Source organism: Paraburkholderia sp. GAS199 (genome assembly GCF_050436585.1).
GTDB lineage: Bacteria > Pseudomonadota > Gammaproteobacteria > Burkholderiales > Burkholderiaceae > Paraburkholderia.
The window spans coordinates 658183-680718 of the sequence record NZ_JBNDMM010000001.1 but is presented as its reverse complement, the minus strand read 5'-3'; the positions used below and the strand labels follow the sequence as shown (position 1 = coordinate 680718).

General features: G+C 60.6%; 16 protein-coding genes. 3 read left to right on the top strand and 13 right to left on the bottom strand.

Annotated features, from left to right (window positions below; translation table 11 throughout):
• Position 1: 1 nt before the first annotated feature.
• The 11 genes from P3T18_RS02940 to cyoA form a co-directional block, all read right to left on the bottom strand.
• On the bottom strand, positions 2-2683 hold the full coding sequence (locus P3T18_RS02940) for a type VI secretion system Vgr family protein (protein ID WP_429298407.1): 2682 nt from the start codon (positions 2681-2683) through the stop codon (positions 2-4).
• A gap of 193 nt (positions 2684-2876) precedes the next feature.
• Complete coding sequence (locus P3T18_RS02935) at positions 2877-3164, bottom strand: PAAR domain-containing protein (RefSeq protein WP_429298406.1); 288 nt, start codon at positions 3162-3164, stop codon at positions 2877-2879.
• 55 nt (positions 3165-3219) lie between these two features.
• Positions 3220-3675, bottom strand: a complete 456-nt coding sequence (locus P3T18_RS02930; RefSeq protein ID WP_429298405.1) for a hypothetical protein — start codon at positions 3673-3675, stop codon at positions 3220-3222.
• Between the two features lie 4 nt (positions 3676-3679).
• Positions 3680-8416 carry an RHS repeat-associated core domain-containing protein gene (locus P3T18_RS02925; protein ID WP_429298404.1) on the bottom strand — a complete coding sequence of 1579 codons (4737 nt, stop codon included), beginning with the start codon at positions 8414-8416 and terminating at the stop codon, positions 3680-3682.
• Positions 8417-8432: 16 nt separating this feature from the next.
• On the bottom strand, positions 8433-8969 hold the full coding sequence (locus tag P3T18_RS02920) for a hypothetical protein (RefSeq protein ID WP_429298403.1): 537 nt from the start codon (positions 8967-8969) through the stop codon (positions 8433-8435).
• Between the two features lie 7 nt (positions 8970-8976).
• Positions 8977-9339, bottom strand: coding sequence for an OB-fold protein (locus P3T18_RS02915; protein ID WP_429298402.1), 363 nt, complete (start codon positions 9337-9339; stop codon positions 8977-8979).
• Between the two features lie 41 nt (positions 9340-9380).
• Entirely contained in the window at positions 9381-12524 is a 3144-nt protein-coding gene (gene tssI, locus P3T18_RS02910) for a type VI secretion system tip protein TssI/VgrG (protein ID WP_429298401.1), read from the bottom strand.
• 374 nt (positions 12525-12898) lie between these two features.
• Positions 12899-13282, bottom strand: coding sequence for a cytochrome o ubiquinol oxidase subunit IV (cyoD, locus tag P3T18_RS02905; RefSeq protein WP_429298400.1), 384 nt, complete (start codon positions 13280-13282; stop codon positions 12899-12901).
• On the bottom strand, positions 13279-13902 hold the full coding sequence (gene cyoC, locus P3T18_RS02900) for a cytochrome o ubiquinol oxidase subunit III (RefSeq protein ID WP_429298399.1): 624 nt from the start codon (positions 13900-13902) through the stop codon (positions 13279-13281). The genes cyoD and cyoC overlap by 4 nt, the downstream gene beginning before the upstream one ends.
• A 2-nt stretch (positions 13903-13904) precedes the next feature.
• Positions 13905-15905, bottom strand: a complete 2001-nt coding sequence (gene cyoB, locus P3T18_RS02895) for a cytochrome o ubiquinol oxidase subunit I (RefSeq protein WP_429298398.1) — start codon at positions 15903-15905, stop codon at positions 13905-13907.
• A 5-nt stretch (positions 15906-15910) separates the two neighbouring features.
• A complete protein-coding gene (gene cyoA, locus P3T18_RS02890) occupies positions 15911-16771 on the bottom strand; it encodes a ubiquinol oxidase subunit II (RefSeq protein WP_429298397.1) in 861 nt (286 codons plus the stop codon).
• A 340-nt stretch (positions 16772-17111) separates the two neighbouring features.
• Between cyoA and P3T18_RS02885 the strand changes: the two genes are divergently transcribed.
• On the top strand, positions 17112-18506 hold the full coding sequence (locus P3T18_RS02885; RefSeq protein WP_429298396.1) for a PLP-dependent aminotransferase family protein: 1395 nt from the start codon (positions 17112-17114) through the stop codon (positions 18504-18506).
• A gap of 698 nt (positions 18507-19204) precedes the next feature.
• On the opposite strand, the gene P3T18_RS02880 is transcribed toward P3T18_RS02885, so the two are convergent.
• Complete coding sequence (locus P3T18_RS02880) at positions 19205-20095, bottom strand: LysR substrate-binding domain-containing protein (RefSeq protein WP_429298395.1); 891 nt, start codon at positions 20093-20095, stop codon at positions 19205-19207.
• Positions 20096-20211: 116 nt separating this feature from the next.
• On the opposite strand from P3T18_RS02880, the gene P3T18_RS02875 reads away from it, so the two are divergent.
• Complete coding sequence (locus P3T18_RS02875) at positions 20212-21207, top strand: zinc-binding dehydrogenase (RefSeq protein ID WP_429298394.1); 996 nt, start codon at positions 20212-20214, stop codon at positions 21205-21207.
• Between the two features lie 99 nt (positions 21208-21306).
• On the opposite strand, the gene P3T18_RS02870 is transcribed toward P3T18_RS02875, so the two are convergent.
• A complete protein-coding gene (locus P3T18_RS02870; protein ID WP_429298393.1) occupies positions 21307-21762 on the bottom strand; it encodes a winged helix-turn-helix transcriptional regulator in 456 nt (151 codons plus the stop codon).
• A 125-nt stretch (positions 21763-21887) separates the two neighbouring features.
• Here P3T18_RS02870 and P3T18_RS02865 point away from each other — a divergent pair, with 125 nt between their 5' ends.
• Positions 21888-22523, top strand: coding sequence for an NADPH-dependent F420 reductase (locus P3T18_RS02865; RefSeq protein WP_429299026.1), 636 nt, complete (start codon positions 21888-21890; stop codon positions 22521-22523).
• The last annotated feature ends 13 nt before the right edge of the window (positions 22524-22536 follow it).

The following is a 22536-nucleotide window of genomic DNA, read 5'->3' as shown; positions in this document are numbered from 1 at the left end:
TTTATTCTCCGCTTCGCTTGACCTGGTCTGCAACGAATTTGCCGAAATCGATGCCCGTCAGTTCGCCCTTGCCCTCACTATCGAGAACGACGTTATGCAACGCACCATTCTCCGACGCGAGCTTGATCGGTTCGCCCTCGGGTACGTTGCCCTCTGCGTCCATGTAACGGATTCGCATGTCGGCTTTCTTGCCTTCCGTGTTGTAGGTTCGATCAAGACTCGTCGGACCGGCAAAGGAATGTTGGCTGCCTTTGATGTCGATCTTTCCGGGCGCATGAATCTCGATGTTGCCACCGGAAATGCGCACGTACGCGCCGCCCGACGTGAGAAGAATTTCCTGCTTGGCAGCCATATCGATCTTGTCCGTCGCAGAGAGCAACTTCAGGGTTTTCTGCGCAGTGATTTCAAGGTTGTCGCCTTGCGCCTGAATCTCCACCTTGCCCTTCGCGGCGAACAGCTTCATGCCCGCGTTCTGCGCGAACAGGCTGATCTTCTCGCCCACACTCGCCAGCAGCGACTTGCCCGCCGCAATATGCGTGCTCTGGCCGCTCACCACATTGATGTGCTCCGTCGCCGCGAGATGCACCGACTTCTGCGTCGACATCGCCAGCCCCGCAGGCGTGGCGAACAGCATGATCGGCTCCCTGAACCCGTTGGCACTGCCCGTGCCACCGCCGGCCGTATTGCCCCCACTGCCCGACGCCCCCGCCACGCTGTTCTGCGTGGCATCCGTGAACGACTTCAGCGAGTCGTAGCCGTCCTTCAGACTCTCCGCCTGGTGCGCTTCGCTCGCCTCGCTCAGCGACTCGATCACACTCTCCGAATTCACCAGCTGGCTGTTCGCTTCACCCACCGCCAGCGGCTGCCCCACTGCGCCCGCCGCCGGATGCGTCGAGACATACAGCCCCTGGGCAGCTCTGACCGCCCCGTACGCGTCGGACTTCAGGTCGAAGCCGCTGCCCAGATACGCGCCCCGCGTGTTCCCCGTCTGCGCCACCAGATACCCCAGATGCAGCTGCGAATTCGCGCTGCTGCTGTACAGCTGCACCCGGTTCTGGCCCGTCGCATCGTCCATCACCATCTGGTTATAGCCGCTGCCCTGGTACTCCTTCGACTTGTACCCCGACAGGATCCCGTTCGAATGCCACTCCGGCGTCTTCGCCCCGTTGTACACCCGACCGGTCACGATCGGCCTGTCGCAGTCGCCGTCCAGAAACGACACGATCACCTCTTCGCCGATACGCGGCACGTGTACCGCGCCGTAGCTGCCCCCCGTATCCGACTGCGCCACCCGCACCCAGCACGACGCATTCTCGTCACCCGGATTCAGCCGGTCCCAGTGCATCTGCACCTTCACGCGGTTCAGCGAGTCCGTGAACACCTCTTCGTTCTGCGGCCCCACCACCGTCGCCGTCTGCATGTGCATCTCCGGCTTGCGATGCACCAGCGGACTGCGAAACGGCACGCTCCTGCGCTGGGCCTCCACCGTCGCCATGAAGAAGCCCTCGCTGCCGTCGCCCGGGTGGATCACCCGCGACGCTTCCGCGCCGTGCGCCGCACGCGCCGCCGCGATCACCCCATTCAGGCTGTGCGGGAAGTCCGTCGTGCCGCCCGACACCGGCAGGTTGTTCTCGATCACCCACTGCACCGCGATCACCGCGAACTGCCGCTCCTGCTCGCCGCCCGCGTCGTGCTCCGGGTGGTCCTGCAGTTCGAACCAGCGTCCCGTGTCGACGCGGCGCACCGCGCCCACACCGTGAAACCGCTTCGCGCGCGATTCCCACTCCTCCATCCGCACCCGCGAGAGCTGCTCACCCCGCTCCTGCTGGCCGTACGTGTACGCGCCCGTGTACTCGTACACCTCCGCCTGCTGCGGCAGCTCGCCCTGCGTGGTGAGCGTCGGCACCGTGGTGCCCTTCGGGTTCGCCGCCGGCGACGGCGATTTGTAGTCGAACGTGCGCGTGCTCAGCGTCGTACTCTGCAGCGTGCGCGTGCCGCTCCACTGCACGAACGCATCGGTTTCGCTGCCCGTGCCCGAGCGGTAGAAATTCACCGTCTGCGGCGACACCGCCGCCAGGCTGCCCACATCGTCGGTCACCACAAGCGTATGCGATTTGCCGTCGCCCGCCTGCTCCACATAGCTGAACAGCCCTTCCGCTTCCATCAGCCGGTGACAGAAATTCCAGTCGTCCTCGTATTGCACGCAGAACGAGCGCTGCGCTAATGCCTTGCCCAATACAAAACGGAATGCACCCTGTGCCTGAGGATGCATATTGAATACATCGGTGAGGATTTCATCGGCCGTTTTATCCTGCCAGATGCGCGCATCTTTCCTGAATCGCAGAAAATGCAGCCATGGAACAAAGCCGATCTGGTAACTCGTTATTGCGCTATCCGAGCCTAACCGGCGCGCCGTATGGACATAACCGTGGCGCGGCGCGTACGACTGGTCCACCTGCTGCACCCACAGCGTCACCGGCTGCGCAATCAGGCTTTTGAGTTCAATATTCTCACTGGTTGAAACCGCATCCAGCGTGAATGCGTCATCCCCGCCCAGCCGTGAATGGCCCACCAGTCTTTGCGGCAGCAGGACATTGGCGCCCAGTGGCGTATCCAGTTTAAGCAGCCGGTCATTCTGCAACAGACCGCCTTTTATCGCCGCGATTATGTCCTGCGCCCCCATCACGCCTCTCTCTTATGCAAAATGCGCAGCTGCGCTATCGCGCGATAATACAAAAGATCAGACGCTCACGGCAATCGTATATTCAAATGCAATTGTTAAATCGGAATTTGTTTCGTAAAAATACGATTATTAAAAACGATCGGTAAAAACAACTCTCCAAACATTAACGCTTCAAACGATTCAATTTTATTCATCAAGCATCGACTGCCATCATTTGCTGGGACGACACCAGTCGCGGCGGCGGCTGACATCCGCAAATACAGAGATCGTCGCTTAATGCAGCATGCCGGCCGTCAGGCGCGGTCATAATCTGCCGGGGACCGTCGCACTGGATTTTGCCGGTCGTATGACACGCCGGGCATGCGACGGGATCTCCCTCATGAGCAACGTCCTTGTCGCTCAATTGAATCGTGGTCGACACGGCCTGGACAACGCCGTTAGCGGTTGTCTTGTCGCCGTTCAAAATCAGATAACGTTTCATGATGCTTCCAAAGTTTCCGCATTTCTGCTGCCTGGCGGATCGTCATGCGGGTCGCTTACGCTTTTTCGTCCGAGTAGGCGACGCTCGTCGTCACGATCGTTGATCGCAGGTCAGCGTGCACAGTCAGCGTTCCCCAATTGAAGACGAAAGTATCGGCGCCGATCGTGGAAGACACACAAGGCGACTGCGCTTCAGTTGCGATCAGCTTCGATAGCTTCTTCTTCTCTTTCACGAGGTCGTCTTCGGTCGCTGACCAATCGACCTTTTTTGCCACGCCGTCCACCCACACGAGATCGACCATGGCGAGTTTCCGATTGCAAAAGCGGGCCGTCACCGCGAAGGTTTTGCCCCACAGCTTGACGTTCTCGATGCCGTAGTTTTCCCAGTCGCCGTACTTTGCCAGTTCTCTCGCACCGGCCAGCGGCGACTCGTCAGGCGACGGCCTGCCGCGAGAGAGGCTTCTCGACTCGTCGATACTCAACGTGCCCGTTAAAAAATCAAACGCGGCCATTCATTCAGCTCCCAAACTTCAAAACGTTGCCACCAACCAGGCTGCCTTTATCGGCGCTCGATACGAAATACTGAGTGCCTCCGCCCTTGCCCAGATTTGGATTGGCAAGCGATTGCCCCTTTGCGACACAAAGGTCTTTAGTGACAACAAACGCTCTTAACTGACTTCTCATCGGACGGGCACCAGCGGTGTTGTTCGCGTGCGAAATCTGCGTCATATCGTTGTACTCCTGCGCCGAACCGCCCGTACTCAGAATCGTGCGAGCATCGGAGAAATAGTTGCCGGGCAACGCAGTCGCGATTTTGTCAGGCGGCGCATACGGATACAACGTGTACAACACTGTACCGCGCTTCAGGACTGTATTCGTATAGGAGTCGACGCCGGGGTAGGGGTCTTTGCCTTGCCAGCTTCGAGCTTGCGCAGCGGGATCTTTTCCGGCACATGGATCTTTCTGGCAGCAATCTTTGTCCGGCGTTTTCGCCTTCTTCTTGAGACCCAGCGGATCGATCCAGCCAGTCGGATTCGGTGCGTACTGGTAGACGTTCCCACCGCCCAGCAGTCCAATCGGGTCCTTCGCCGTAAAGCGTCCGGTGCCCGGATCGTAGTAGCGGTGCCGGTTATAGGCGAGGCCAGTCTCGTCGTCCAGTTGCTGGCCCTGAAAACGGATCGGGTTGCGCGTAACGCGGTGCGTCGTCTTCGATACACGCGCTATCACGTCACGCGCTTCGCCCCACGCCTTGTAGTGTGCCTCCCAGACGACTTCGCCGAGTTCGTCGGTCAGCATCTGCGGTGTACCGAGTTGGTCGCAGTGGTAATAAAAGACGTTCGCGGCCGAGGCAGGGCCTACCGGCTTCAGCAGCGGATCGTCCTCCGGCGCATAGCGATCGGTCTGTTTCCAGTCGGGTGTCGCAATACCCGAGACCGGCCCGGAGACGAACTGTGCCAGAGGGATAAACGAGCCCGCTTCGTACACATAATGCGTGCTGCCTTCGTGGGTATTCTCGTACGCCAACGTGTCGCCGTCCCAGCCGAACGTCGTGCGCACACCGTCGACCTCCTTACCGATACGACGGCCGAAAGCGTCGTAGAAGTAGCGCGCCTCGTGGCGACGCGCCGGCTCGACGACACTTGCCGCTGTCATGCGGTTGAACTCATCCCACTCGTAGCGCTGTTCGGCGCCTGGCGAGCGCTTCTCGATCAGGTTTCCACGTTCGTCATACGTAAAGTGAGTACCGGCATAGTCTTTCAGCAGATTACCCAGTACTTTGGGCGTGTGAGCGGGCAGGCTGTTCAGTTGTTGTCCGGAAGCCGTGCGCGCCTGGGCAGGGCTGCCGGGGTCGACGATATTGCTCGCCGGGTCGAATGCGAAGCGCTCTGTCGCGAATGGACTGACAGCTTCTATCAACCGGCCGACGGGGTCGTACTCATAGCGAGTCGATCCCTGCCGGCTGTCGTCGATCTCCTTGAGTTGTCCGACTGCATCGTACTGATACCTGCGTGCCACGATCGGAGCCGGCGCGCCGGCCCGCCTCATCGCCTGGGACTCGATCCGACCAACCGGGTCGTAGCGCGTGTTCTGATCAATCCGGTTCGAGAGCGTGCGCTGTGTTTCGCGGTGAAGATCGTCACGTTCGAACTGGATCAGTTCCCGACCGTCCAGTTGCATGCCATGAACATGACCCGTGCCATAGATCAGCCAATCGACTGCATGACCATCCGGACGCACGGTTTTGATACGCGTGCCGATCTCATCATATTCATGCCGCCACACGTAGCTGCGACGCTGACCAAACAATTGCTGTGCATGATGTTCGCGCACCAGATTGCCAACTGGATCGAAGAAATGCTGAACCCGGCTAACTGAATTCTGCGCATCGATCAGACGTCCGCTACCGTCGTACATGAAGCGCTCTTCGCTCGCGCCGGCGACGCGCCGTGCGAGCCGTCCGCCGCTGTCATATTCGAGTCGCGTCGTGTGTCCCGCTTCATCGACGGTTTGCAACCGGCCGGTCGCGGCATCGTAGCCGTAGCGGGTCGTCATGCCGTCGAAGCTAGTTTCCTCGAGCAGCCGGCCAACAGGATCGTAGTGGAACTGGTAGGTGGCCTGATTCGAATCGGTGAGTGCGCCAAGACGCCCGACCCGGTCGTAGCGATAGGACAGCAATTCGCCTGACGCATCGCGCCGGCTCGCAATTCGCCCGGCGGCGTCATAGCCATAACGCGTGATGCGGTTCAGCGGGTCCGTATGCACGAGGAGCCGACCTTCCGCGTCGTACTCCAGCTTTTCCATTCCCGCTGCGGACTGGACAGCAGCCAGTTGGCCGTTGCCACCATAGCGGTACGTCACACTCCGGCCGCCCGCGTCTTTTTTCTCCAGCAGGCGACCTTGCGTATCGTAGGTCCACTGCGTGGTCTTTCCCGAGCAATCCGTGTAGCTGACAAGCCGCCCCGCCGCGTCATAGGCGAGTGCCTTCGCCCCGCCTTTTGCATCGACGATGTCGGTGGGCTGTCCCTGATCGTTGTAACTGTACTGAGTTTTGTGGCCTAACGGATCGATCTGCGTCGTGACATTGCCGGCGTCATCGTATTCGCGCGACCAACGATAGCTTTGCGGATCGACGATCACCGTCATCTGATCCTTCGCGTCGTATTCCATCCGTACGACGCTGCCATCAGGACGAGCCTGCTCGACCAGGTTGCCGCGCTCGTCGTAGGTGAAGCGCTCGACGCTGCCGTCCGGGTAAATATGCTGCGTCAGATTATGTTGCGCGTCGCGATAAAACCATTCATCGAGTCCATCAGCATGAATGATGCGATACGTGTAACCATCGATATCGAAGTAATAGCGGGTGACGTTGCCGAGTGCGTCACTCACGTCGACGAGACGGATATCCGGATGCCAGGCGAGGCGCGTGTCGTAGCTACCGTCGTCCGCATATTCGCGCACGCACTTCGCCATGGGTCCGGAACCATCCCACTCCAGATTCATACCACGGCCGGTGCGGTCCGTGTAACGGGTCACGAGATGATGCGTGTAGGCATATTCGCGACGATTGTCGTGACGGTCTACCGACGCGATCAGATCGCCATGCCGATCGTACGCGTAACGCACCAGTGTGCCGAGGCGTTCACCTTCCTGATCGACCTCGACCGCTTCGATGAGACGACCACTCGCATCATGCGAAAACACGACAATGCTTTGGGCCGTAATCAACCGGCTAAGCCGATGTGCATCGTCGTAGTCGAGCGTGACCTGACTGCCGTTTCGATCCTTCAGGAAAGCAAGACAGAAGGCGTCACCGCGCTTTTCATAGGCTTCGAGCAGTTCGTGGCCACGCGTTAGCGTGAGCCACTGGTCGTCGAGTCGTGCGAGCGTGAGGTCTTCGGCGAGATCGTCGTGCGTCTCACCCGCTTTAAGCAGCGGATAGTCGAGGCTACGTCCGCTGGAATCGTGATACACCAACTTCGCTGCGTGAATATCGAAGCGTGTGGTGTAGGGCGTGATCCACCGCGCGCCCAGATCGCCCTCGTCATAAGCAGAGAGAAAAGACCGGTACGTACGTCGCCAGACGACCGGCATGGCGCCAGGCAAGACGAAGTCTTCGTGATCGAAACGCTCGTCGCCGAGTGCGTAGCCGATCGAGCCGCCGCTACGTCCCAGACCGCAGCTTTTGCAGTCGCTCGCTCCCGGATGTTTGGCCTTCGACTGCGTGGCAATCGTTTCCAGTTCGCCTTCGGTTTTCTTCAGCTCGGCTTCGACCTTGCCGGCTGCCTTGATGCCGACGGTCTGCTTATGCTTCTGCTTTTCCTTCCACTTGACCACCGCCTGCATCAGCGTGTCGAGCATCCAGATCAGGCCGCCGACTTCCGCGCTGTTCAATCCCTTGATTTTCTCCGTCACCATCGGGATCGCGTGTCGCGCCTGCTCGGCCATCTGCCTGAGCCGCTGATTCGTCGACGGCGAAATTTCATTTGCTGCGCGCGAGGCGAGGTTCGCCGCATCCTTGACCAGCACCTTGGTGCCGTCTTTCAGATACGACCACAGGTTTTCGGCGACCTTGCCGGCGTCGTGAGCGGCAAAGCCGTCGCCCACCTGCTCCAGGTGCTTGTCCGCTGCCCGATAGTTGCCCGACGTGTCGAAGAGCTTGCCTGAAGCCGCACCTTCGAAGATTTGCGCGAGACCTTCGAGCAGTTTTTTCGCATGATCCGCGCAGTCGTCGAGCATCTGCGCGAGCTTCGCCTGCACTTCCTGAATGAATTTTTCGATGTCGCCGGCAAACTTCGCGCTGATGTGCGCCACGAGCACTGAGATCACCGTATCGGCGATCATCTGCGCTCCACCTTCTGCAACGGCCTTCGCACTTCGCGCAAGTTCCTCACGCGCCAGCTTCATCAGCGGCCGCGCACCCATGCGAAATTCGCCCATCACGGGCGGCAGCGGAATAATGCCGATCAGGTCGATGCCCAGGTTCAGATAGTCGAAAAAGTCTTTCGACTCTGCCTCCATCAATCGCTTGATATCCATCACGACGTCGATCGCGGACAGAATGTTCGAGACAACAGGAATGTAGTTCGCCAGTTGCTCGACGCGATCGAGGGTAATGTAGCCGTCGCTGACGCTCTTGAGCCACGCGTCGAACTGCTCGAGCGCGGAGCCGACGTCCTCCTTCGCGATGGTAACGAGGGGCGCGATGGCGACTTCGGTTCGAACAACGGTAGGCTGGGCAGCGGCTGCGCTCATACTGGGTCAGTTCGGTTTAGTTGCTATGGGTAAAGAGATTGTCGTATCCGCATCCGAGCAGAATCCAGCCCGGGCTTTCCTGCTGATCGACAAGCAGTCTGATTTCCTTCTTGCGGACCATCTTGCGATAGTCGACGCCTCGCCAGCCCGCCGATTCGCGCAGTGCCACCGTACCGGCACTCTCGCTCATACCGCCGATTCGCGCGGCCCATTGTTTTGCGACGCCGACTTCGTCGCCCTCACGCGTGGGGATGGCGAGCAACATCTGCCGTGGCGACACGAGCGAAACGAGGTTCGACGAAGTCCCCCATGCCTGGATGGGCTTCCGTGTTTTCCACGCCAGATCGACCGCCTTCTGTTGCGCGGGTTGACTCGTGAATCCCGGCACGGCTTCGCTGTCGACACGGTTAATGAAACTGTCGATCTGGCGCGCGTCGAGCTTGCACTCGACAAAGCCGGCGATCGTCTGCAAATCGGCCGCGGACTGCGCATGCGCGCTGGCGGCGACCATCACGCCGCAGGCCACGCACGTCAATGCCTGAACGAATCTCATCGCGGACTTACCTGACCTTGCAGTCGGTCGCCGACGGATAACTGGTCGAGAACGCGCCGATGCAATGCAGAGTGACCTTCTGCCCGATTCGCGAACGGACTCTGTCGATGCTCGCCCGGTCGGCGAATGTCACACGCACGGCGGTGTCGGAATCGTCGCCCAGTTTTCCGATGACGTTATCGGCCAAACCGGAATCGAGGGACAGCAGCTTGCCGGTGACAGCCAGTGGCTTGTCGGTGTATTTCGACGCAGCGTCGGCATCGCTTGCGTATTGCGAGACCATCGCGGCCGAGGATATTTTCAGTTCGGCGGCGCCGGACGCGGTCGAAGCGACAATGAGCGCGAGTGCGAGAAAAGCTGTTTTCTTCATGATGGACAGTATTTATTTGAGTCGCGCGATCGTGTGTCGAATCAGGCACCTTTGATTGCCGGCAGCGCACTGCGCGCGGATTGCGCGATGCTGCTGATCTGTTTGGCCGCACTGGCTGTCTGGCTTACCTGCGAAAGCGCAGCGTTTGCTTCCGATGGGAGTGCCTTCGTGACTGCGCTTTGGGCGAGCCCCGTCGCCTGACTTTTTGCCATCGATGCGAGTCCACCGGTACCCTGCGAGGCGAGGCTCGCAAGACTGCTGAGTTGCGATACGCCGCTAGCAGCCGTGCTCATCGCGCCGGTTGCGGCGCTCGCCAATTTGTCTCCGGCGCTCGTCGCGCCTGCGGCTCCCAACGCCGTGGTCGCGGCCGCACCCATGCCGTTGCCGGCAGCCGGCAGGAACGAAGCCATCTGGGAAGCAGCAGCTGTGTCGCCCGACGCGGCGAGCGGTTCGATCGGCCATTTGATGCTCTTGAAATAATTGGCGGGCTGCGACGGGTCGCGAGGATCATTGCCGAATTGCACCTGTGCAACGCCCGGCGGCAAGCCGTTGACCGTCATGCGACCGTTAGCGTCCAGTGCTCCCTGCCGCAGCACGCCGCCGTTGGCGTCGAGCACCGAGAACTGCCCGCCTTTGACGGGTTCGCCATTTGCATACTGGTGCAATAATTCGAGTTGCCCGGGCTGATCGGGACGAGCAGCCGGCAACGGATAGCCTTGACTCGTCGGCCCGGCAAAACTGTGCTGCGCACCTTTGACGTCGACCATGCCCGGCGCGTGGATATCGATGTTGCCGCCTTTGATGCGAATGTACGCACCACCGCTCGTCAACAGAATTTCCTGGTCGGCGGCCGCTTCGATTTTTTCCGTTGCGGACAGCAGTCTGAATGTCTTCTGCGCGGTGAATTCGATATTGTCCGACTGTGCCTGAATCTCCACTTTGCCCTTCGCGGCGAACAGCTTCATGCCCGCGTTCTGCGCGAACAGGCTGATCTTCGCGCCCACACTCGCCAGCAGCGACTTGCCCGCCGCAATATGCGTGCTCTGGCCGCTCACCACATTGATGTGCTCCGTCGCCGCGAAATGCACCGACTTCTGCGTCGACATCGCCAGCCCCGCAGGCGTGGCGAACAGCATGATCGGCTCCCTGAACCCGTTGGCACTGCCCGTGCCACCGCCGGCCGTATTGCCCCCACTGCCCGACGCCCCCGCCACGCTGTTCTGCGTGGCATCCGTGAACGACTTCAGCGAGTCGTAGCCGTCCTTCAGACTCTCCGCCTGGTGCGCTTCGCTCGCCTCGCTCAGCGACTCGATCACACTCTCCGAATTCACCAGCTGGCTGTTCGCTTCACCCACCGCCAGCGGCTGCCCCACTGCGCCCGCCGCCGGATGCGTCGAGACATACAGCCCCTGGGCAGCTCTGACCGCCCCGTACGCGTCGGACTTCAGGTCGAAGCCGCTGCCCAGATACGCGCCCCGCGTGTTCCCCGTCTGCGCCACCAGATACCCCAGATGCAGCTGCGAATTCGCGCTGCTGCTGTACAGCTGCACCCGGTTCTGGCCCGTCGCATCGTCCATCACCATCTGGTTATAGCCGCTGCCCTGGTACTCCTTCGACTTGTACCCCGACAGGATCCCGTTCGAATGCCACTCCGGCGTCTTCGCCCCGTTGTACACCCGACCGGTCACGATCGGCCTGTCGCAGTCGCCGTCCAGAAACGACACGATCACCTCTTCGCCGATACGCGGCACGTGTACCGCGCCGTAGCTGCCCCCCGTATCCGACTGCGCCACCCGCACCCAGCACGACGCATTCTCGTCACCCGGATTCAGCCGGTCCCAGTGCATCTGCACCTTCACGCGGTTCAGCGAGTCCGTGAACACCTCTTCGTTCTGCGGCCCCACCACCGTCGCCGTCTGCATGTGCATCTCCGGCTTGCGATGCACCAGCGGACTGCGAAACGGCACGCTCCTGCGCTGGGCCTCCACCGTCGCCATGAAGAAGCCCTCGCTGCCGTCGCCCGGGTGGATCACCCGCGACGCTTCCGCGCCGTGCGCCGCACGCGCCGCCGCGATCACCCCATTCAGGCTGTGCGGGAAGTCCGTCGTGCCGCCCGACACCGGCAGGTTGTTCTCGATCACCCACTGCACCGCGATCACCGCGAACTGCCGCTCCTGCTCGCCGCCCGCGTCGTGCTCCGGGTGGTCCTGCAGTTCGAACCAGCGTCCCGTGTCGACGCGGCGCACCGCGCCCACACCGTGAAACCGCTTCGCGCGCGATTCCCACTCCTCCATCCGCACCCGCGAGAGCTGCTCACCCCGCTCCTGCTGGCCGTACGTGTACGCGCCCGTGTACTCGTACACCTCCGCCTGCTGCGGCAGCTCGCCCTGCGTGGTGAGCGTCGGCACCGTGGTGCCCTTCGGGTTCGCCGCCGGCGACGGCGATTTGTAGTCGAACGTGCGCGTGCTCAGCGTCGTACTCTGCAGCGTGCGCGTGCCGCTCCACTGCACGAACGCATCGGTTTCGCTGCCCGTGCCCGAGCGGTAGAAATTCACCGTCTGCGGCGACACCGCCGCCAGGCTGCCCACATCGTCGGTCACCACAAGCGTATGCGATTTGCCGTCGCCCGCCTGCTCCACATAGCTGAACAGCCCTTCCGCTTCCATCAGCCGGTGACAGAAATTCCAGTCGTCCTCGTATTGCACGCAGAACGAGCGCTGCGCTAATGCCTTGCCCAATACAAAACGGAATGCACCCTGTGCCTGAGGATGCATATTGAATACATCGGTGAGGATTTCATCGGCCGTTTTATCCTGCCAGATGCGCGCATCTTTCCTGAATCGCAGAAAATGCAGCCATGGAACAAAGCCGATCTGGTAACTCGTTATTGCGCTATCCGAGCCTAACCGGCGCGCCGTATGGACATAACCGTGGCGCGGCGCGTACGACTGGTCCACCTGCTGCACCCACAGCGTCACCGGCTGCGCAATCAGGCTTTTGAGTTCAATATTCTCACTGGTTGAAACCGCATCCAGCGTGAATGCGTCATCCCCGCCCAGCCGTGAATGGCCCACCAGTCTTTGCGGCAGCAGGACATTGGCGCCCAGTGGCGTATCCAGTTTAAGCAGCCGGTCATTCTGCAACAGACCGCCTTTTATCGCCGCGATTATGTCCTGCGCCCCCATCACGCCTCTCTCTTATGCAAAATGCGCAGCTGCGCTATCGCGCGATAATACAAAAGATCAGACGCTCACGGCAATCGTATATTCAAATGCAATTGTTAAATCGGAATTTGTTTCCTTTATTTTTGATTTTATTTGAATGGAGGTAAAAATAACTTGCCGCTTTAAATTCGATCACACCCTTGAGCGAAAATTTCAATAAAACGACACAAACCGCCAGGAAACGGTTTCGAGAAATTCGCTCATTAACATGCAGATGAGCCGCAACATGGAATGCACCGTTATATGAACGGGAGTGCGGCTGTTCGCGAGGTGGGCCGAGATATATGGCGGCGGACTTTAAACACAGTCCGCCGCTCTTCGAAACAAAATCCCGATCAATCGCGCGCCAACGCCCGCTCAACCGAAATCTGCGTCGGCATCATGTTCACGTTCGCATTGTGGATGACCCACAGCGACCCGGCGATGATGATGGCGATCAGCAGACCCGTGCAAATAAAGATGCCCGTATTGGCGCGCTGATCCGCGGACGAACCCAGATGCAGGAAGAACACCAACTGCACGACGAGTTGCACCACGCACAGCACGACTACGGCAGTCAGCCCCATCGACCGCGGCAGCAGATGCATCATGACCACGCCGAACGATGCAAACGTCAGCACGAGCGAAAGCACCATACCGACGACATAACTCTTCACGCTGCCGTGCGAAACATCGTGATTGCGCGCGTGCGCAACGTTGGATTGAGCGGCTTTGCTCATAGAAACTCCCGCAGATAAACAAGACTGAACACGCAGATCCATACGAGATCGAGGAAGTGCCAGAAGAGACTGAGGCACGCGATCCGCCTGCGAGTCACGGGTGTGAGACCAAAACGGCTGACCTGATGCATCATCACGGCGATCCACAACAAGCCTGTCGTGACGTGCAAACCGTGCGTGCCGACCAGCGTGAAATAACCCGATAGAAATGCACTTGTCGAAGGACCCGCACCATCGCTGATCAGTTTGGCGAACTCGGCCACTTCCATGCCAATGAAGCCGGCGCCCAGCACGAACGTCGCGGCGAGCCAGCCGATTACGGCAGGCCGTTTGTTCGCATGCATGCTCAGCACACCCATGCCGAACGTGAAACTGCTGGCGAGCAGCAGCAACGTTTCGCCCAGCACATAAGGCAGTTCGAACAACTGTTTGCCCGCGGGTCCGCCCGCCGTCGAATTGACGAGCACGCCGAACGTCGCGAATAGTGTCGCGAAGATCAGGCAGTCGCTCATCAGGTAAATCCAGAATCCGAGCGTCGTGCGAGTGCCGCTATCGTGTTCGTGATCGTGGCCGTGCGCGTCGTGATGCTCGCCGGCCCTGTATGTCGTTACGCTAGTCATGGTCAAGCCATCTCCGGAATCTGTTCGTCACGCGCGCTATCGAGGGCTGCGTAACGCGCGTTTTCGATGCGTTCGACTTCGGCAGCCGGCACGTAGTAGTCGACGTCCTGATCGTAAGAGCGCACGACAAACGTCGCGCCCATGCCGAGCAGGCCAACGATCACGAACGGCCACATGTGCCATACCATCGCGAAGCCGAACAGCAGGCTGAACGCCGCGATGACGAAGCCCGCTGCCGTATTACGCGGCATATGAATGTCTTCGTACTTCGCGGGCCGAATGCGTGTGCGCCCGGACGTCTTGTTGTCCCAATGCTGTTCCAGCGAGGTAATCTCGGGAACGATAGCGAAGTTATAGAAAGGCGCAGGCGAGGCCGTCGACCATTCGAGACTGCGCGCATCCCACGGATCGCCCGTCAAATCCCGATACTGCTCGCGCCTGTAGATACTCACCGCGAACTGGACGATCAACGCCAGAATGCCCATGCCGATCACGACAGCGCCGACCAGCGCAACGATCAACCACGGATGCCACGCGGCCACCGAGTAGTGATTCATGCGGCGCGTCATGCCTTCGAAGCCCAGGATGTAGAGCGGCGTGAAGGCGAGCCAGTAACCGACCAGCCAACACCAGAACGCGACCTTGCCCCAGAATTCGTCGAGCGTGAAGCCGAACACTTTCGGGAACCAGTAGCTGATGCCGGCGAGGCAGCCGAACACCACGCCGCCGATAATCACGTTATGAAAGTGCGCCACGAGGAACAGGCTGTTGTGCAGCACGAAGTCCGCGCCCGGCACGGCGAGCAGCACGCCCGTCATGCCGCCGACGGCGAACGTCACCATGAAGCCGATCGTCCACAAGGTCGACGAGTGGTAACGGATGCGGCCGCGATACATCGTGAACAACCAGTTGAACAGCTTGACGCCAGTGGGCACCGAAATGATCGATGTCATGATGCCGAAGAACGCATTGACGTTCGCGCCCGAACCCATCGTGAAGAAGTGATGCAGCCAGACGAAGAACGACAGCACGCCGATCGACGCCGTCGCGTATACCATCGACTTGTAGCCGAACAGCGGCTTTCCGGAGAACGTTGCGATGATCTCCGAAAATGCGCCGAACGCGGGCAGGATCAGGATGTACACCTCCGGGTGACCCCAGACCCAGATCAGGTTGATGTACATCATCGCGTTGCCGCCCAGCTCGTTCGTGAAGAAATGCATGTCGAGATAGCGGTCCATCGTGAGCAGCGCGAGCGTTCCCGTGAGCACCGGAAATACCGCGACGATCAGGATATTCGTGATCAACGCAGTCCAGCAGAACACCGGCATCTTCATCAGGTTCAGACCCGGCGCGCGCATGCGCAGAATCGTCACAATGAAGTTGATACCGCTTAGCGTGGTGCCGAGTCCCGATACCTGTAGCGACCATATGTAATAGTCGACACCCGTTGTCGGACTGTAGCCAAGCTCAGATAAAGGTGGATACGCAACCCAACCCGTCGCCGCAAAATCGCCGACGAACATCGACACCATCACGAGCACCGCGCCGACGGCCGATAGCCAGAAACCCAGCGAATTGACGAACGGATACGCCACGTCGCGCGCGCCAATCTGCAGCGGCACGACGACGTTCATCAGACCGAGAATCAGCGGCGTCGCGACGAAGAAGATCATGATGACGCCGTGCGCCGTGAAGATCTGATCGTAATGATGCGGCGGCAGATAGCCAGCGGAATCACCGAACGCGATAGCCTGCTGCACGCGCATCATGATGGCGTCGGCGAAACCGCGCAGCAGCATGACGAGCGCGAGAATGATGTACATCACGCCGATCCGTTTGTGATCGACCGATGTGATCCACTCCTTCCACAGGTAAGTCCATTTCCCGGCGTACGTGACGAGACCGAGCAGCGCGAGACCGCCCAGTATCACGACGCCGAGCGTGCCCATGATGATGGGCTCGTGATACGGAATCGCATCGAGCGTAAGTTTTCCAAACATATCTACTACTCCGATACCAAAGCGGCGTGCGAAGGCAGGCGCGCGGGCTTGATGTCCATGTCGGCGGTCGCCGTCGTGCAGATGGGATGGCCGCCCGAGTCGCGCATGTACTGATAGACGACACCGTCGAACAGGCCCGGCGTCACATTGCTATAAAGCGCGACGGGGTTCTTGCGGCTGGGCTGCTGCAAGACGTCGTAGGCTTTCACGTCGAGCGTCTGTTGCGATGCTTTGGCGCGTGCAATCCATGCGTCGAATTCACTCCGGCTGGTCACGACCGCGCTGAAGTCCATGTCCGAGAATCCCGGTCCACTGAACGCGGACGAGCGTCCCGCATAGGTGCCTTCGCTGTTCGCGATCAGGTGCAGTTGCGTTTGCATGCCGGACATCGCGTAGACCTGGCTGCCCAGTTGCGGAATGAAGAACGAATTCATCAGCGACTCCGCCGTGAGCCGGAAATCGACCGGTGTATCGACGGGCAACGCAAGCTGATTGACGGAAGCCACGCCGTAATCCGGATAAACGAACAGCCATTTCCAGTTCAGCGCGACGACTTCGACGCGCACCGGCTTCACGTCGGACTCGAGCGGCTTGTAGGGATCGAGGTTGTGGGTTGTCTTCCAGATCAGAACGGCAAGCGTCGCAACGATAATGCAGGGAATGGTCCAGACGACGACTTCGATCAGCGTCGAATGCGCCCACGTCGGGGCATACGTAGCCCGGGTATTGGAAGCACGGTAGCGCCACGCGAAAAACAGCGTCAGCGCGATAACCGGGATCACGACGAGCAGCATCAGCCCGAGCGCGATCAGAATCAGGTTCTTTTCCTGTTCGCCGACCGAGCCTTTCGGATTGAAGAGAACCATACTGCATCCGCCCAGCAGACTTAGCGCGCCCGTTGCAACGACGCGGGCCGCGCGAGACAGATGACTTCGAAACGGTGAGGGGTGGCGAGTTCGTCCCGCTGTATGGGACGGGTCTTCGCATGTAGGTGGGTTGCGCATGTGGTCGAGTGGTTGACGGTTACATAGCGCCATGTATGTATCCTCGAACCGTCGATCGCGCCGCCCTTCCGCTATGACCAATCCTTCGTGCCGGACCGCTTTCCGGCCGCTATTCCGGCCTTCCCGACAGATACATACATAGGCTACGCTGGCGCATGCTAGAGTAAGACATAGACCATACAAGCGCGACAAGTTGCCACACATGCCACCACGAAAACGAACCGTGCAGCGCCCCGACTGGATCACCGATCTGGCGTCCACCGGCAAGGCGCGCTACCTGCAAATCGTCGATCTGATCGAGCGTGCGGTGGCCGACGGCAAGCTGAATCCGGGCGACCGTTTGCCGCCGCAGCGCAAACTGGCCGAGATGATCGGCGTCGATCTGACCACCGTGACGCGCGGGTTTACGGAAGCGCATCAACGCAATCTGATCGAATCGCGCGGTCCGCTGGGTACGTTCATCGCGCCGCCCAAAGCGACCTTCCTGCAGCAAGTCGACCTGAGCATGAACATACCGCCGCCGCCCGCCGGCCTCGACTTCGCGGTGCTGCTCAAGCGTGGACTGTCGCAAGTGCTGGTGCGCAGCGACATCGACCTGTTGATGACCTATCAGCTAGGCGGCGGCAGCGAGACGGATCGCGAAGCGGGCGCTGCGTGGCTCAAGCCCATCCTCGGGCGAGTCGAACGATCGCGCATTGTCGTCACGCCCGGTGCGCATTCGGCGCTCGCCGCGCTGATACTGACAGTCACGAATCAGGGCGCGCCTGTATTCACCGAGCAGCTGATCTATCCGGGCTTGCCGCTCATCACACAGCAATTGGGCCGCACATTGACGCCGCTCGCATGCGACGAACACGGCATGCGTCCCGATGCGCTCGACGCCGCCTGTACGCACTCAGCAGGTGGACTCGTCTATCTGAACCCGACAATCCGCAACCCCACCGCGCGCACCATGCCGGCGGCTCGTCGCAAGGAACTGCTTGCCGTCGCGGCACGACGCAAGGTGCCCATCGTCGAGGACGATCCGTACTGGTTGTTCGCGGACAACGCGCCTGCGCCGCTCGCCGCTCTCGCGCCGCAACAGGTGTATTACCTCGCCACGCTGTCCAAATGCATTTCACCCGGTCTGCGCGCGGCCTTTCTCGTGCTGCCTTCGTCGGATAAGCAGGATGCGTTTCTGAACGCGCTGCGATCGCTATCGCTGATGTCGCCGCCGCTCACGACGTCACTGGTGACGCAGTGGATTCTCGACGGCACGGCGGGAGACGTAATGACGGGCATCCTGAAGGAATCGAAGGAACGTCTGCTGACAGCCGCGCAAATTCTCTCGAAAGCGGGTGCTGCGACGAGTGGCGCCATTCATATGTGGCAAACGTTGCCCACGCACTGGGCCGCGTCGACGCTCGCGGCGGCAGCGCGCAGCGAAGGTCTGGTCGTCGCGCCCGCCTCCGCTTTCAGCCAGAACGGCGAAGCGCCGAACGCGATTCGTCTGTCGCTCGGCGGATGTACGGGCCGTGCCGAATTGATGGCGGCGTTGCGCAAGCTCGCCGCATTGCTCGAGCACAAGCCTTCTAGCGAGAGTCGGCTGCTTATCTAGTGCGTAAGGTTTCTTTGGCGGTTGGCGTTCGATTGACGGCTTCTGCATGCGCGAGCGCTGCGATCGGGCTGATTGCGTTGAACAATGCGGGCAGCAGCCGCAGCGGCGAGCCGCCGTGGCGCGATGGATAATGTGTCATCCTTACCGGCGGCTTGTCCCCCAAACGCGCCGCCGACTAATCCGCGCCGCAATCGCTTGAAATAAAGGCTCCGCACACCATCTACATGTCGTGAAGAAACGTACCCGCCACCCTCCGCCGCCCCAATGGCCGTTCCCGCCGAAGCGCGATGTGGCCGGCCGCGCCTTTGGCGATCTCGTTGCGCTCCAGTACTGGGGCGCCGGGACGTGGCGCTGGCAATGCCGGTGCGGCGGCCAGCTGACCGCCGCTCTCGCGAGTGTCGAAAGCGGCGAAGTGACGGATTGTGGCTGCCGCGAACAGCGTCGCATATGGCGATCACGACCGGGCTCACGAGCCTTGAAAAGCGGCGAACTTTTCGGCCAGCTAACAACGGAGCGTTACGACGGTGACGGCCTGTGGGTTTGCCGATGCGAATGCGGCAATGAAACAAGAGTGAGCGCGGGCCGCTTGCGATTGGGCAAGGCGCGCTCATGCGGCCTCTGCGTGGTGATCTCCACCGACCGGGCGGCATAGCCCGCTCGTCGTTTAATAATCATCGGCCGCTTGGGTCCAGTGCCGCTCAGCCGGCCGTATCGAAAGCGGCCTGAAGGTAATCCATCAGCAACTTGACGCGCATCGGCACCCGTCGCCCGGCGGGGTGGACCAGATGCGTGGGAACGGATTCGCGCTGAAACTGCGGCAGGAGCACCTGCACGTCCCCGCTGGCGATTTCAGGCGCGACAACCCACTCAGGCACCTGCGCCACGCCAAGTCCGCACAGGATGCCCGCGCGGATCTGTTCGGCGTCGCCGGTCATGAAGGGTCCACGTGGCATGTAAGCAATGGACTCGTTTCCTGCCCCGAAAATCCACGGACGACGCTCCCGACCATGCGCGAAGACCACGCAGTCGTGCGCATCGAGGTCCTCGAGACACGTCGGCGTTGCGTGCGTGGCGAGGTATGTGCGGCTCGCGACGAGCACGAACGCCGAGTCGCACAGCTTTCTCGCGACCAGCGAAGAATCCTGCATGCGTCCATGACGGATCGCGAGATCGATGCCGTCGCCGATCAGGTCGACCTGACGCTCGGAGACGGACATCTGGATTTCCACCTGCGGATAACGTCGGAAGAATTCGGGCAAAAGCGGCGTGATGCACAGGCGCCCGTGCGCAGGCGATGTACTCAGCCGAATCAGGCCGCGCGGCGATTGCTGCCGCTCACCCACCGACGACTCGGCGACATCGAAATCATCCAGCAACGCTTTGGCCGAGGCGTAAAACGTCTGTCCGGCTTCCGTCACGGTCACCTGGCGCGAGGTACGCGCGAGCAATTGCGCGCCCAGATAGCGCTCCAGCATGCTGATCTGTTTGCTCACGGCAGGCTGGCCCATTCCTTCGGCGCGCGCCACGGCCGTAAAACTCCCGCTTTCCACCAGCCTCACGAACAGCCGCATTGCGTCCAGTCGATCCATTCCTGTCCGCTCCCGCTATCAATTCCTAGATGGAATGAATGGTATGCCTATTGCAGCCGTTTTCGCAATGGATCGACTCGCTTAAGGTGGGACTTTCCACCCACAAGGAGCAGAAGATGAAAGCGATTTGCGTAACAGCCGCCCGTGATCTGGAAGTGCGCGACGTGCCGACGCCGACCGAACCGGCGCCGAGTCATGTGCTGATCGACATGGCCGCCTCGGCAATCAATCATGGCGACAAAACCTTCCTCAAGCAGCCGGCGTCGGTGGGTGTTGCGCTTCCTGCCGTTCGACACGACGTGTGGGGTGCGTCGGGTGCAGGCCGGGTCGTCGCGGTCGGCGACGGCGTGCCATCGCGCTACGTCGGACGGCAGGTCGCCATCTACCGGTCGCTCGGACGCAGCGCGGAGAGCGTGGGGCTGTGGTCGGCGCGCGCGGAAATGCCGTACACCAACTGCGTGATCCTGCCGGAGCACGTGTCCCCGGTGGATTACAGCGGCTCGCTGGTCAACGTGATGACGGCGTATGCCTTCATCGAGGGAATCACGACGGCGGCACATCGCGGCATCGTCGTCACGGCAGGGCATTCGGCGACCGGCAACGCCATCGCCGCGCTCGCACGCCGACGCGGCATTCCTGCGATCTTCCTGGCGCGCAATCACGAGGCGCGCGACGCGTTGCATGCCGCGGGCATCGAGCACGTGATCGTCACGAGCGAGGGGTTCACGTCTACGCTCGCCGAGCTTTCGGCGAGACTCGAAACGACCGCGGTGTTCGATGGCGTCGGCGGTCAGCTGCTCAGCGACGTCGCAACGGCGCTGCCGGTGAATTCGACGATCTGGTGTTACGGTTTTCTCGGTGCCGCGCAACCGGTATCGTTCCCGACGACGCTGGTCATGATGAAGAACCTGGTGATCCGGCGTTTCAGCAACTTCGACAGCGCGACGGTCAAGGACCGTCGAAGACTGGAGGCCGCATTGCAGGATCTCGAACAGGTGATCGACGATCCGCTATACCGGACGCGAATCGGCAAGACGTTTGCCTTCGAGCAGATTGAAGCGGCGATGGCTTATGAGGGCGCTGGCGGAACGAAGGCGATTCTGGTGGCGTGATGTTGCTGGATGCGGATCGAGGGCGCGTGAGGAAGCAGGATCATACGTCATCGAGCGAGCGCGATCTATTCGCCTCCACGCCACGGCGAAAAACCGCCCTCACTCCCGACTCTCCGGAAACATACATCCACCACTGCGCACCAGCGCCTTCACTTCCTCGCCCATCTCCGCGGGATTTCGGCTCAATCGGGCGACGAAATCCTTGCTGCGCCGCACGTACGACTTCGAATCGTGCTTCGCGCTCCAGAGCACGATACTCAGCACGATCGGAATGAGGTCCAGGCCTTTTTCGGTCAGCGTGTAGAAATCCTTGCGCTTGTCGTCCGGGTTCGGCGTGCGCGAAAGAATTCCTTGCTCTTCGAGTGAAGCCAGGCGGGAAGCGAGGACATTCGTCGCGATACCCTCTTCCGACTTCAGAAATTCGCCATAGGTCTTCTTGCCGACAAAAACGATGTCGCGAATGATGAGAAGCGACCATCGGTCGCCAAAAATCTCCACGCCGTAGTTCACTGCGCAGTGGGACCGAAAGTCATCTTTGCTCGTCGTTTTCTTCATGGGTGCATTCTGGCATCACTTGCACAAAGCAAGTAAATTTCGCATATTTACTTGTTTTTTGCAAGTAACGTGTTTAGCATGACTGGGTGGAAAGCACGAGCACCACTCAATCTACCTGGAGACTCATGAGCACGATTAGCATCATCGGCGCAGGCGATATGGCCGCTGCGATCGCGCGGCTTGCCGTCAAGGCCGGACACATCGTCGAGCTGACGAGCCGCGACGCTGTCAAGGCGCAAGCGTTGGCCGGCCAGATCGGAGCGAACGCGACGGCGGTAACGTTCGGCACCGTTCCGGCTGGCGAGATGGTTATTCTGGCGGTTCCTTACGCAGCCGTTCTCGACGTGGTGAAGCAGTACGGCGAAAAGCTGGCTGGCAAGTTTCTCGTCGACATCACGAACCCGATCAAGTCCGACTTCTCCGGTTTCCTGACGCCTGACGACAGTTTCGGCGCGCAGGAGATCGCGAAGGTCGCCCCGTCGAACGCGGATATCGTCAAGGCGTTCAACACCCAGTTCGCTCACGTCCTCGCTGCCAGTGCGGAAGAGGGACGCTCGCTGGACGTGTTCCTCGCCGGAGACAGCACACAGGCAAAAGTGCGCGTTGCAGCGTTCGTCGCGAGTCTCGGACTGCGTCCGATGGATACCGGGCTGCTGCCCATGGCGCGAACGCTGGAGCACCTTTGCATGCTGACGCTCGGCCTTCTGACTCACTCCGTCAAGCACACCCGTTTCTCAATCGGCGTCAGCGTTCCCGGCTGAGCACATCGTCATC